Below are 13,138 nucleotides of genomic sequence, written 5' to 3'. Positions count from 1 at the left end.
GACCCGGTGACGACATGCTTCCGCGCACCGAGGAGACCCCTATGAGCACCGCCGAGATGACCCTCACCGGGAGGCGCCCATGGTCATGACCGCCACCCTCACCGGCCTCGGCGGCCGTACCGAGATCGTGCCTTCGCCACGGTGGTGGCGGACGCCTGACCGGTCTCACTCCGCCGGGGGCGGCCCGTCCCAGCTGCCGACGGCAACCTCGTCCCCCACCGCCATGGTGCCGGTACGGGTCACGGAGAACTTGGCGCCGAAGATGGTGCCACCGCCCTCGGGGGACCTGCGGTAACGGGCCAGGGTGCGCAGCGGCTCCGGGCCCGCCTTGAGCCCCTTGTCCTGGTCGACCGTGGTGACCACACACCGGACGGCCGTCTTGGCGAAACCCAGCTCGGTGTCGCCGATGGTGATCTGCCGGGCCCGGTCCTCCGTATGCGGCTCGGTCCATCCGTCGACCACCACATTGGGCCGGAAGCGGGCCATCGGCAGCGGCTCGCCACCCTCGCCGGTGAGCCTCCGGTTGAGCTCGTCCAGGCTGGCCCGGGAGATGATGTGCACCGCATTGCTGTCGGCGTAGCCCGAGGTGCCCGGGGTGAGCCCGTCCGCCACCCGGTCGTGCTCCGGCGGCACCCGCACCAGCCTGCATGCCACGCCCAGCACGTCTGACAGCCATCCGGCCACCGCGTCGCCCTGGTCGATGCCCTGGTACGGCGAACCGAAAAGCACGACCTCGCGCCGCGCGGACACCGTGTCGATACCGATGCTCAGCTCCTCGGCGCCGGGCGCCGACAGGGTGAGCCGCGTACCGTCGGGGGCGACGTGGGGGCGGATGAGCGCGAGCCCGGGATGCCGCCGCTGAGTGCGGAAGACTCCGTCCTCGTCGGTGACCATGAAGCCGCGGTCGTGCGGCAGCCCGGCCTCCGCCAGCGACGCCTCGGTCAGAGACACTCCGGCGCATGCCTTGATGGGATAGGTGATCAGCTCAACGACTCTCGCCACATGGGCACTTTACCCGCCGCGCCAACCGGGCCGCCGTGGTGTGGATCACGGCCGCCCGCGCCGTGGACGGTCCGGCCGGTCCGCCGCCCGGGGTTCGACAGGTGTGTCATGGCAAGCTCCGGGGCCCCTGTGCGCCCCCTCGATCGCGTCCACCCCTCGGACGTAGCACCGGGTACGACCGTTGGCAGACCGTGGTGGGTCCCTGACAACCGGCATACGGCGTAGCCGCGCTGCGCATCCCCGGGGCCGTGATCCCCCCCGGCGCACCGTTTCCCCGAGCGGTGCACAAGGCCGTACAGAAATCACGCACCGGTGTCGCTCGGCTCCCGATCGCGCGGGGCGAGGGGGTGAAATTCTCGGGGCCGCTCCAGCGGGCGGTCCCCGGGAGGAGGTGGAGAAGTGGAGGTGAGGCAATGATATGACCGGCGACGTGGTTCCCGCTATACACGGACCACGTGCTTCTCCGTCAGTTTTCCGGCCTTGCCGACCCGCCGATTTCCGGATCGCCACCGCACGTACACGAGCGGTACGGGAGACGATACGCGGCCGGACATTTGGCAAACGGAAAGTCAAGTTGCTATCTCCACCTGGGCGTTGACCACGGCCAGGCACCCGGTACGTCTTCTCCCCCGGCCTTGGCGGGGGTTCGGCGGCTCCGGACCGCCCGCCGGTTCCGGGGCCGGGGCCCGGATACCTCGCCGTACCGCGCGGCCGTCCCATTTCCCGGCGCTTCCCCTCTTCCCCGCTCTCTCCTTCTGGGCCTTCGTGGCCTTCTCGCTCTCCGGCCTCTCCTCCGCCCCCTCCCGGCCCCGCCCGCTTTCGGCAGCCCGGAGCGAAGCGAGGAACGGCCGGTTCCGGCGCGGAACCGCGCGGTTACGGGCGACCGGCCGACCCCATCTGCCAACAGACCGATCTTGGGCCGGTGGCCGCCGCAAAAGCGCGCCCGAAGATCCGGTCCCCCGCGAACGCCCGATACCCGGCCCCGCATTGGGCCACCGAGCGCCGAGCCGAGGCCCAACCACGGGCACCGCGCACGCAATTCGCCCGGCCGACCGCCGGGCATCCGCGACGGATCACCCGGAAACCAATGCGGCGGAATAGCATCCGCCACCGAACGCGGCCCGAAAATCATTTCCAGTTTCCCCCCGACCGCCCACTGCCGGGGACCACCGACCCGGCCCCACCACCCGGCCCCCTCCCCGTCGGCCGTGTCCGTGCGCCCCCGCCCCTCCACGCGCCCACCCCTACGCAACTGAGGGCGCATCAGACCCAGCAGGGGGTGGAACCCGACGGCGCACGGCGGTCCATGAGGCCCCCTGCGCCTTGTGACCGCCCAAGCCCGGCTGCCGTACTCGTATCGCCCACCGGGGCCTCCGGAGGGCGTGTCGAGAGCCGTTGTGGAGAGGAACCAGCCCCATGGCCGTACGAGGAAGTCACCGTCGCCCCGCCGCGCCCAGCCGGGTCTCCCCGCTGCGCGCCGCCCTGACCGCGGGCAGCGTCGGCATCGTCCTGCCGATCCTCGGCACCGGTGTCGCCGCGGCGGCTCCGGTCGACAGCTGGGACCGGGTGGCCAAGTGCGAGAGCGGAGGCAACTGGCGCATCAATACGGGCAACGGCTACTACGGAGGGTTGCAGTTCACCCAGCACACCTGGGCCGCGTACGGCGGCACCGCCTACGCCCCGCGGGCCGATCTGGCCACCAAGGGCCAGCAGATCACCGTGGCCGAGGCGGTCCTCTCCGCGCAGGGGCCGGGCGCCTGGCCGGTCTGCTCGGTACGCGGCCGGCTGACGCGGTCCGGCCCGCCCGCCGCGGTGGCGAACCCCGGAGGGTCCCGGAGCGCCAAACCGCCATCCGGACACCAGACCGAGCGCCCGGCCGCGCCCCATCACCATCCGTCCACCGCGGCCTCTGGAAAGGGCTCCGCGACCTCATCCGGGAAGACCCCCGGCAAGGACCCCGGGAAACCTCACGCCGAGCGGCCCGCCAAGCGGCCCGCGACCTCCGGGTCGTACACGGTGCTGCGCGGGGACACGTTGTCCGGCATCGCGGGGCGGTCCTCCGTCAGCGGCGGCTGGCGGCCCCTCTACCAGGCCAACCGCCGGACCATCGGCGCGAATCCGGATCTCATCCGCCCGGGGCAGCGGCTGGCCCTCCCCTCGGCACCGCGCCGCGCGCACCACACGGCGGCGCCACGACGCGCCGCCACGGCGGCCTCGCGCCACGCGGCCGTACGGAAGTCCGCCACCAACCACCATGTGACCCCGGTCAGCGCACCGGTCAGCGCGGCGTACGGAACCCGCGGCGGGCGCTGGGCAAGCGGCCATCACACAGGGGTGGACTTCGCGGTCCCGGTCGGCACCGCGGTGCACGCGGCGGCCGGCGGCAAAGTGGTGGCCGCCGGGTGGGGCGGCGCCTTCGGTTACCAGGTGGTCATCTGGCACACCGGGGGCCTGTACACCCACTACGCGCATCTGTCGGCGGTGAACGTGCGCGCCGGGCAGACCGTCGAGGCGGGCCGGCGGATCGCCCGCTCGGGAAGCACCGGCAACACCACCGGACCACATCTGCACTTCGAGGTGCGCACCGGCCCGGGCTACGGATCGGATGTCGACCCGCTCGCCTATCTGCGCGCACACGGCGTCCACCGCTGACCCCCGCGACGCCGGTTGGACCACGGCCCTGAGAACCACATCCGGGGGTGGGGAAAAGGGAGGCCGCCCGAGGCACGGCTCGGGCGGCCTCCCGCCTTGCGTCGTCGGAGCACCCCGGCGAATCGGGCCGGGCGTCAGTACCAGATGGCGACGGGCAGTTCGGTGGCCGTCAGCTCGGGCGGATCGGGCAGGCTCCGGGCGGTGCCCCGCGCGATGCGGTGGGCGCTCCAGGCCGCCGCGGCGGCGTCCAGAAGGTCGTCGGTCGGCACCCGCCCGGCCGGGCCGAGCTCATCGGGCAGCGCGATGCCCTCGCCGACCAGCAGCCCGCGGCGCACCGCCTGGCCGTTCCAGCTCTTCTTGCTCCAGGCCACCGGCTGGGCGTCGTTCATGGCGGCGAAGGAGACCTCGGGATGGACCTCGTGCAGCCGGTAGTCACCGCCGTCGCGGTGGGCGTTGGCCTCGCGCAGCTTGGCCGCGAGCCCCCAGGTCTGACGGCTGATTCCACGTCCGGTGAGCCGTCGGCAGCACTGGTTGGCCGCGGCGTAGTCCTCCTCCCCCCACACCTCGCTCGGCGGCACCGGGAAGACCCGGGACCGATGCGGAGCCATGATCGAAACGGCCAGTGTGTCCGCCTGCCGCAGACCGGTCTCCAGCAGCCCCAGCGGCATATCGACGGCCACCACCTGGGCGTCCGACATCCGGGAGAGCAGTTCGGCCAGCCCGCTGGCGGTCTCGGCACCGGCGAACGCGCCCGCACGGAGGATCACGGCGACCCATCCGGTGGGACAGGCATCCACCCCCACGACGGTCGGGGCGGCGGCTCCGCCGGGGGCGGGGGCGGTATGCGGAACATGGCGTCGGGAACCCATGGCCCGTATCCGACCACGCGAAAGGGGCGAGCGCGCGCCAGAACGGCACATCGGACCGGCCCGCGTCAAAAACCGGTGGCCGACGGGCGCCGAACCCGGCCACCCTGGGTGCCCATGGAAGAACCGCACCACCACGGGCCGGAAGAGCCACGGCACGACCGGCCCCGTCATGAGATCCGCGCGCTGCACACTGACACCACGGTCACCGTGTACCAGGCGTACGGCCCGCACATCGGCCGCCCCGCGGCCCGCGACGGCCGGTTCCCGGCCACCTGGAAGCGCGACCGGATGACCTGGATCAAACCCTCGTTCCTCTGGATGATGTACCGCTGCGGCTGGGGCGAGAAAGTGGGGCAGGAGACGATCCTCGCCATCGAGATCACCCGCGAGGGCTTCGCATGGGCGCTGCGCAACGCCTGCCTGTCACACTACGCCCGCGGTCTGCACGCCGATCAGGCGTCCTGGAAGCGGCAGTTGCGCCAGGCGCCCTGCCGCGTCCAGTGGGACCCGGAGCGCGATCTGCGGCTGGCTCCGCTGCCCTACCGCTCCCTTCAGCTCGGGCTCTCGGAAGAGGCGGCCCGCCGGTACGCCGACGAGTGGACGGTGGCCATCCGCGATGTCACCCCGCTCGCCCAGGAGATCCACGCGCTGGTGCGCCAGGACAAGCCGACCGCGGCGGCCGCGCTACTGCCCGAGGAGCGCCCCTTCCCGGCCGACGACGACCTCTTGGCCCCTCTGCGCGCTTAGAGCCCGTCCCCTGAACCGTCGCGACGCGTCAACAGGACGCCCAGCGCGGTGCGTTGGTGCAGTACGGCACGACCGGCGCGGACCGTGGTGATCAGGCCCGCGCCGCGCAGCGCGGCGGCGTGGGCGGAGACGGTGGCGTTGCTGACCCGCAGTCGCCGGGCCAGGCCACTGGTGGTGTGCTCCTGCGCGAGCAGGAGCAGCATCTCGACGCGGGTACGGCCGAGCACCGCGGCCAGCGCGTCGCCGTCCGCCCCGGCCACCGGTGGCACCAGCGGAACACCCGGCCCGGCCGGGTAGGTCAGGAACACCGGGCTGCCGGGCAGATCGGAGAGGAGCGGGCCGCCGGTCCAGTGGAAGGTGGGCAGCAGCACCAGGCCACGGCCGGCCAAGGCGATGTCCCGTTCCACGGGTGCGTCGATCTCCCAGCCGCTCCCACACCAGCGGGCGCCGGGGACGAGGGCGGCCAGGGCGGTGCCGACCCCGTGTTCGGCCACGGTCAGGGCATGACGGCTGAACTCCGCCCGGTGCAGATCCTGCACCTGCGACCACACCGGGCGCACCAGGGTCTCGAACGCCGTGTGCTGGGCGCGGCGCAGCAGCTGCCAGGCTCCGGTCTCGCCCCGGTGCAGATCGTGGAGCCACGTCGGTGCGGGGCGCGGATGAGGGGCGTAGACCCGCTCGAGCTCGGTGCGGACCAGCTCGCTCGGTGTGGCCCGGACGGTCTCCAGACCCTCGTCGAGATCGTCGCTGAACACATCGAGGAAGCTGGGCGCGACCGCCGCCGGGACCAGGTCGGCCAGCGGCCCGACGGCCGCCGGGAGCGAGCGCAGCGCCCGCCGCCTCCAGCGGCCGAAGAGCAGTTCACCGTCCCCGCGGCACATCATGCTCAGGGCCGCGTTCAGCTCCTGCAACGGGGCTGGCCGGGGCGCGAACCGCACCCGGGCGACATCGGCGGCCGTGCCATGGATCCGGATCACTACTCCCCCTGACAGCGCCGCGCCAGCCTTGAGGCCAGGGCCTCAACGATCGCCCGTTCCTCCCCTTCACGGACAGGATTCAGCTCACCGCCGGGCGGCACAAGGACCGGCATCACACCGGATCAGCCGGATGGGATACAGAGGGAGCGAGCATGTCGTTCAAGGATGTCACCGACGGGGAGCGCGGCGGAGTGAGCCGACGGACCGTCACCGCCTCGGCCGTACTGGCCGCCGCCGCACTGCTCACCGGAGCCGGAGCCGGGAGCGCGGCCGGGGGCGCGGCCCAGGCCCGGCCGACCGGCCGCGGCGACATGATGACCGTAGAGCTGCCCGCGCCCACCGGTCCGCACCGGATCGGGGTCACCACGCTGCATCTGGTCGACCGCACCCGTCGTGACCCGTGGAAGGCCGGGATTCCGGTCCGCGAGGTGATGGTGACGGTGTGGTACCCGGCCCATGGCGGCCGCGCCCGTCCGGTGGCGCACCAGATGACCGCGCGTGCCGCCCGCTCGTTCGGGCAGACCGCGCCCCTGATGCGTCCGGGGCTGCCACCGAAGGGTGTGGACTGGGCCGCCACCCTGACCCACGCGCACATCGGCGCGCCCGCGCAGCGCGCACCGCGTCCGGTGCTGCTGTACAGCCCCGGTGGCGGTGACCCCCGCACCCTGGGCACAGGGCTCGCGGAGGAACTGGCGAGCCACGGCTACGTGGTGGTGACCATCGACCATCCCGGCGACGCGAGCGAGGTCGTCTTCCCGCGCCCGGCCGCGTACCGCGGAAGGCTGCGCCAGACCGTCTTCCGGGGAGACCCCCGGATGGATCCCCGCCAGTTCCACACCGCGATCGCCACCCGGATCGCCGACACCCGGTTCGTCCTGGACCGGCTGGAGGCCCTGGCGGCGGGGCACAACCCCGACGCGGAGCGCCGCCCGCTGCCGGAGGATCTGCCCCGACTGCTGGACCTGGAGCGGGTAGGTGTCTACGGCCATTCGGCCGGTGGCACCACGGCGGCCCAGACCCTGTACGAGGACCGGCGCCTCGCCGCCGCGGTCAACCTCGAAGGCTTTCTGGACGAGGCACCGGCCGCGCCGGACCGGCCGGGGGACCTGCTGCCGGTCGCCCGCCACGGCACGGACCGGCCGCTGCTTCTGCTGCACACCGACGGTTTCAGCGAGCGGGCGGCACTGGAGCGCTCCTGGTCCTCTCTGATGGCCCATTCGCACGGACGCGCCTCCCGGGCACGGCTGGACGACGCGGCGCACTGGGTGTTCACCGACTACGCGGCCGTCGTGCCCCAGCTGTGTGCCGCCGGGCTGATGTCCGCCGAGGCACGGGGCCGGCTGATCGGCACGGTGGATCCGGCGTGTTCGGTACCTGCCGTGCGCGGGCGGGTACGCACCTTCTTCACCCGTCATCTGCCGACCCACTGACCGGCCCACTGACCGGCCCGCCGACCGGTTCGCCGACCAGCCCCGGCCCCGACCCCGACCGCGGGCTGTCCGGCTCCGGTCGTCCCGGGTGGCGCCCCCGCCCGGGACGACCCACCGGTCCCACCCGTCACAATGGACCCATGTCCCGACGCAAGCGACCGCCACGGCCGCCTCGCCGCACCACCCCCACGGCCTGCCCCTGCGGGCTGCCCGCCCCGTACGACGACTGCTGCGGGCGGCTGCACCGCGGAGCGGCCCAGGCGGCCACCGCGGAGCAGCTGATGCGCTCGCGCTACAGCGCCTTCGCCGTCGGGGACGAGGCGTATCTGCTGCGCAGTTGGCACCCCACCACCCGGCCGCCGCGGGTGGTCCTGGACGCCGGGACGCGCTGGACGGGGCTGGAGATCCTGGGCACGACGGACGGTTCGGCGTTCCACTCCACCGGCACCGTGGAGTTCCGCGCGCACTACACCGAAGGCGGCCGTGCGGGTGAGTTGCGCGAAAACAGCCGGTTCACCCGTCATGAGGGGGCCTGGGTCTATCTCGACGCCCTGACCAGCGGCTGACGCCTCTTCCACGGCAGCCGTCCGGGGCGGCGCGGACAGATGTTCCCCAGGATGTCGCCGACGCCTTCTGGTGCCCGGTCAACTCCACCGCGATGCTGGGGCGCTGTGCGTGTGAACCACGCGAGTCCCATGGCCTCAGGGAGTTGCCATGCGTCCTGTCGCGTTCACCAGACCCCTGGCGGTGCTGGCCGCGGTCTCCGCCCTCGTCGCGGGCGCCGCGGGACCGGCCGCCGCCGACAACACCCCCGCCCCGGCCCCCGAACCCCTGGCCCGGGACGCGGCCGAGATGCTGCGCCCGATCGCGCCGCCACCGGCCGCCGCCGCGGAGGGTGAGAAGGGCGCCGCGGACACCGCGTCCGTGGCCGACGGGGACGGCTTACAGACCGCCCACACCTCACATCCCGTCGCCCCCGGGATCAAGCTGACCTCCTACGACCGGCTGGAGTCCGACAAGTGGCTGCGGGTGGACTCGCTGTCGGTGGACCTCACCGCCGGGTCAAAGGTCGACTATCTGCACCCGGACAAGGTCGCCAAGCGCGTGGTCGTCTCCGAACTGGCCGCCGGGCACAACGCCGGGCCGGGCCGCCGTACGGTGGCCGCGATCAACGGTGACTTCTTCGACATCAACCAGACCGGAGCGCCCGAGGGCATCGGCATCGGCGACGGTCAGATGGTCAACTCCGCGTCCGCCGCGGGTCCGGGCAAGGCCGTCGGCATCGGCCCGCAGGCCGCGGGCCGTCTCCTCCAGCTCTACTTCGACGGCGCCCTCACCCTCCCCGACGGCGACCATCCGCTCGCCGCGCTCAACTCCGCCAACGTGCCGTCCAACGGCATCGGCGCGTACAACGCCCAGTGGGGCGAGGCGAACCGGGCCCAGACCGTGGACGGGGCACGGCGCACCGCCGAGGTGGCCGTCGTGGACGGCAAGGTCAGCCGGGCGGCGTCGGCCCCCGGCAAGGGCGCCGTCCCGGCCGGTACCACCCTGCTGGTCGGCCGGGACGAGGGCGCCGACACCCTGTCCGCACTGGCCGTCGGCGACAGCGTGGACATGGAGTACCGGCCCCGCGCGGCCGACGGAGACCTTCCCCGCACCGCCGTCAGCGGCCGCGAACTGCTCGTCGTCGACGGCAAGCCCATCGGCCACGAGGGCGAGGGCAACAACACCGCCGCCCCCCGCACGGCCGTCGGCTTCTCCCGGGACGGCCGCCATATGCAGGTCATCACCGTCGACGGACGGCAGGCCGACAGCGGCGGGGTCACCCTCACCGAACTGGGCCTGATGATGAAGGAGGCGGGCTCCTACGGCGCGCTCAACCTCGACGGCGGCGGTTCGTCCACCCTGGTCGCCCGCGAACCCGGCAGCGACCGGGCCCGGGTGGAGAACAGCCCCTCCGACGGCAGCGAACGCACCGTACCCAACGGGCTTGCCTTCACCGCCCCCGACGGCAGCGGACGGCTCAAGGGCTTCTGGGTGGAGACGGCGGCCGACCCCGCCGACGCGCCCACGGTGGACCCGGTCCGCGGCGGCCACCCCGAACGTGTCTTCCCCGGGCTGACCCGCCGTCTCACCGCCGCCGGTTACGACGAGACCTACGGTCCCGCGGAGGGGGCACCGCACTGGCGGACGGCTGATCCGCGCGTCGGACGGGTCGCCGCCGACGGCACCTTCACCGCCCGCCACGGCGGCACGACCACGGTCACCGCCCGGCGCGGCACGGCCCACGGCGCACGGGAACTCACCGTGCTGGACCGTCTCGACCGGATCCGGCCCACTACCCGGCTGCTCGGCCTTGCCGACGCACAAGCCACCGGCCGCTTCGGGATCGTCGGACTGGACGCGCACGGCGCCAGTGCCCCCGTCGAGCCGTCCGATGTCCATCTCGACTACGACCACTCGCTGTTCACCATCGCGCCGGACCCGGCGACCGGCACCTTCACCGTCACGGCGCGCGGCGAGGAGGTCGCGGGCCGGGTCACGGTCCGCGTCGGGGACACCAGCACGGTGCTCGCCGTCACCGTCGGTCTGCGCGAGCGGCGGGAGGCGGTCTTCGACGACGCGGCTGAGTGGCGCTTCAGCCAGGCGCGCGCCTCCGGTTCGGCCGAGGCCACCCCCGACGGGCACACCGGCACCGGGTTGAGCCTGACGTACGACTTCACCCAGTCCACCGCCACCCGCGCCGCCTATGTCACCCCGCCACGGCCGATCGATGTGGAGGGCCAGCCACAGTCATTCGGCCTGTGGATCAAGGGGGACGGCAAAGGCGCATGGCCGACCTTGCATCTGAAGGACGCGGCGGGCTCGGACCAGCTGCTGCGCGGCCCGTATGTGAGCTGGACCGGATGGCGACATGTCGACTTCACCGTACCGGCCGGGGTCGCCTATCCACTGACGGTCAACCGCTTCTATCTCGCCGAGACCGGCCCGGCCCGGCAGTACACCGGCGGCATCGTCATCGACGACCTCACCGCCCAGGTGCCGCCCGCCGTCGACCTGCCCGCGGAGAAGGCCGACCCGGATCCGCTGATCGACAGCGCGGCGCGGACCGGAAGACGCGACTGGCGGTTCGCGGTGATGTCGGACGCGCAGTTCGTGGCGCGCGAGCCGAACAGCCCGATCGTCGCCCAGGCCCGGCGCACCCTGCGGGAGATCAAGGCGGCCCGGCCCGACTTCCTCGTCGTCAACGGGGACCTGGTGGACGAGGGCTCGCCCCAGGACCTCTCCTTCGCCCGTACGGTGCTGACGCAGGAACTCGGCGACACCGTGCCCTGGACCTACGTACCGGGCAACCACGAGGTCATGGGGGGACGGATCGACAACTTCACGGCCGAATTCGGGCCCGCGCACCGCACCTTCGACCACCGGGGCACCCGTTTCATCACCCTGGACACCTCCAGTCTCGGACTGCGCGGCGGGGGCTTCGACCAGATCAAGGATTTGCGCGCCCAGTTGGAGGCGGCCACCCGCGATCGGAGCGTCGGTTCGGTCATGGTGATCGAACACGTTCCGCCGCGCGACCCCACTCCGCAGCAGGGCAGCCGGCTGAGCGACCGCAAGGAGGCCGCGCTGCTGGAGAACTGGCTCGCCGACTTCCGCCGGACCACCGGCAAGGGCGCGGCGTTCATCGGCAGCCATGTCGGCACCTTCCACGCCTCACGGGTGGACGGCGTCCCGTATCTGATCAACGGCAACTCCGCCAAGTACCCCGCCACTCCGGCCGACCGTGGCGGCTTCACCGGCTGGTCGATGGTCGGGGTGGACCATGTGCCCTCGAAGGCGCAGGCGGAGAACCGCCGCGCGCCGTGGAAGGGCGGGCCCGACTGGGTGTCGGTCCAGACCCGGCCGCATACGGACGGGCTGACCGTGACCGCCCCGGCCGAACTGCGCGCCGGGCAGGACGCCGCGGTCACGGCCGACGTCATCCAGGGCGAGGGTCCCAGCGCCCGGCGGGTGCCGGTCCGCTTCCCCGTCAGCGCCGACTGGAGCGGATCGCCCAACGTGTACATCGGCGATGCGTCCCAGGCCGGGCGCCGTCATGTGGCGGCGTACGACCCGGTGAGCGGCACGCTCACCGCGCTCCGCCCGGGAACGGCCACACTCACGGTGAAGGTCAACGGCGCGGCGGCGCAAGCGCGCTTCAGCGTGACCGCTCGCGCGGGGGCGGTGGCGGGGGGCAGGGCCTAACCGACGGCAGGGGGTGGGGTCGCGCGGGCGGCCCCGCCCCTCGGGCATCCCGGGCTCAGCTGTCCCACGCGCGGCGTACCTGTTCGAAGCGAGTGGGCAGCGGCGGCCGCCGGGCCGCGTACCGGGCGTTGGTGCGATGGGCGAACCGGCGCCAGGAGAGCACCAGTCCCTGCCGGGTGATGGGCAGCCCGGCCGCCACGGTCACTCCGTGGTCGTGGGTGTGGTGCACCGTCAGCAGCAGCGCGTCCGGCACCGAGCCCTCCAGCTCGGCGCAGAGCTCCTGGCGCACCAGCAGCCAGCGGCGCAGGACCAGGACGGTGCCGCGGTCCAGGCCGTGGCGGCGCGGGACACGGTGCTTGCCGTGTTCGAGCGTCACCCATCCGGCGTCCAGGTCGAGCGCCCCGACCGTGCAGCGCAACAGGCCCCCGTAGCGGGCGCCACTGGCCCGGGCGAGCCCCACCACCACCGCGAGCCGCACCGTCTCCGGTTTGGCGCCCTCCTCCAGCGCCTGCACCGACAGCAGCCGCCACACCCACTCGGCCTCGGCCGCCGAGACCGGCGGCCGTGGATACCGGTCCCCCGTCGTGTCCGCCATCGTCGCCTCCCCGTGCGTCGGCATCTGCTTGGCACACTATTTCACCTCGGTCGGACACCCACCGGAAAGCGATACGGTCCCCCTGTGCGTCTCCTCCTCATGTCCGACACCCATCTGCCCCGGCGGGCCAAGGCGCTTCCTCAGGAGCTGCTGGAGCAACTCCCGTACGCCGATGTGGTCTTCCACGCGGGTGACTGGGTCGACACCGCCACCCTCGATCTGCTGGAGGCGCGGTCGACACGGCTGATCGGCGTGTACGGCAACAACGACGGGCCCGAGCTGCGGGCGCGGCTGCCCGAGGTGGCCCGGGTGGAACTGGACGGGCTGCGGTTCGGGGTGGTGCATGAGACCGGGGCGGCGCGGGGGCGGGAGCGGCGCTGTGCCGAGCGGTTCCCCGATGTGGATGTGCTGGTGTTCGGCCACAGCCATATTCCGTGGGACTCCACCACGGACGACGGGCGGCTGCGGCTGCTCAATCCCGGCTCCCCCACGGACCGGCGCAAAGAGCCGTACTGTACGTTCATGACAGCCGCGATCGAGGCCGGTCGGCTGACCGCCGTGGAGCTGCACCGGCTGCCGCCCCGCCACTGACCGATCGCCGTTCTCTCCACGGGCCCA

At 73.1% G+C, this 13,138-nt stretch carries 10 protein-coding genes; 6 read left to right on the top strand and 4 right to left on the bottom strand.

From position 1 onward, the window contains the following. Positions 1 to 165: 165 nt before the first annotated feature. Positions 166 to 1,002 carry an MOSC domain-containing protein gene (locus AC4BEG_RS34690; RefSeq protein ID WP_490703640.1) on the bottom strand — a complete coding sequence of 279 codons (837 nt, stop codon included), beginning with the start codon at positions 1,000 to 1,002 and terminating at the stop codon, positions 166 to 168. Positions 1,003 to 2,418: 1,416 nt separating this feature from the next. On the opposite strand from AC4BEG_RS34690, the gene AC4BEG_RS34685 reads away from it, so the two are divergent. Beyond that, complete coding sequence (locus AC4BEG_RS34685) at positions 2,419 to 3,654, top strand: transglycosylase family protein (protein WP_490703639.1); 1,236 nt, start codon at positions 2,419 to 2,421, stop codon at positions 3,652 to 3,654. A gap of 134 nt (positions 3,655 to 3,788) precedes the next feature. On the opposite strand, the gene AC4BEG_RS34680 is transcribed toward AC4BEG_RS34685, so the two are convergent. Beyond that, a complete protein-coding gene (locus AC4BEG_RS34680; RefSeq protein WP_490703638.1) occupies positions 3,789 to 4,523 on the bottom strand; it encodes a DUF429 domain-containing protein in 735 nt (244 codons plus the stop codon). 114 nt (positions 4,524 to 4,637) lie between these two features. On the opposite strand from AC4BEG_RS34680, the gene AC4BEG_RS34675 reads away from it, so the two are divergent. Then, entirely contained in the window at positions 4,638 to 5,270 is a 633-nt protein-coding gene (locus AC4BEG_RS34675) for a DUF4291 domain-containing protein (RefSeq protein ID WP_490703637.1), read from the top strand. Here AC4BEG_RS34675 and AC4BEG_RS34670 read toward each other — a convergent pair. Continuing rightward, entirely contained in the window at positions 5,267 to 6,247 is a 981-nt protein-coding gene (locus tag AC4BEG_RS34670; RefSeq protein WP_490703636.1) for an ArsR/SmtB family transcription factor, read from the bottom strand. The genes AC4BEG_RS34675 and AC4BEG_RS34670 overlap by 4 nt on opposite strands. A 152-nt stretch (positions 6,248 to 6,399) precedes the next feature. Between AC4BEG_RS34670 and AC4BEG_RS34665 the strand changes: the two genes are divergently transcribed. The 3 genes from AC4BEG_RS34665 (at position 6,400) to AC4BEG_RS34655 (ending at position 11,925) form a co-directional block, all read left to right on the top strand. Continuing rightward, on the top strand, positions 6,400 to 7,677 hold the full coding sequence (locus AC4BEG_RS34665) for an alpha/beta hydrolase family protein (RefSeq protein WP_490703635.1): 1,278 nt from the start codon (positions 6,400 to 6,402) through the stop codon (positions 7,675 to 7,677). Between the two features lie 140 nt (positions 7,678 to 7,817). Then, positions 7,818 to 8,243, top strand: coding sequence for a YchJ family protein (locus tag AC4BEG_RS34660; protein ID WP_490703634.1), 426 nt, complete (start codon positions 7,818 to 7,820; stop codon positions 8,241 to 8,243). Between the two features lie 148 nt (positions 8,244 to 8,391). After that, positions 8,392 to 11,925, top strand: a complete 3,534-nt coding sequence (locus tag AC4BEG_RS34655; RefSeq protein ID WP_490703633.1) for a phosphodiester glycosidase family protein — start codon at positions 8,392 to 8,394, stop codon at positions 11,923 to 11,925. Positions 11,926 to 11,980: 55 nt separating this feature from the next. Here AC4BEG_RS34655 and AC4BEG_RS34650 read toward each other — a convergent pair whose 3' ends face one another. After that, positions 11,981 to 12,520 (bottom strand): tyrosine-type recombinase/integrase, encoded by a 540-nt coding sequence (locus AC4BEG_RS34650; RefSeq protein ID WP_490703632.1) that lies wholly within the window; start codon positions 12,518 to 12,520, stop codon positions 11,981 to 11,983. Between the two features lie 84 nt (positions 12,521 to 12,604). Here AC4BEG_RS34650 and AC4BEG_RS34645 point away from each other — a divergent pair, with 84 nt between their 5' ends. Continuing rightward, positions 12,605 to 13,111, top strand: coding sequence for a metallophosphoesterase family protein (locus AC4BEG_RS34645; protein ID WP_490703631.1), 507 nt, complete (start codon positions 12,605 to 12,607; stop codon positions 13,109 to 13,111). Positions 13,112 to 13,138 lie beyond the last annotated feature (27 nt).

Source organism: Streptomyces sp. JLBJ103 (genome assembly GCF_058215575.1).
Note: the sequence above shows the minus strand (reverse complement) of the source record. Positions and strands in the feature narration are given on the sequence as shown.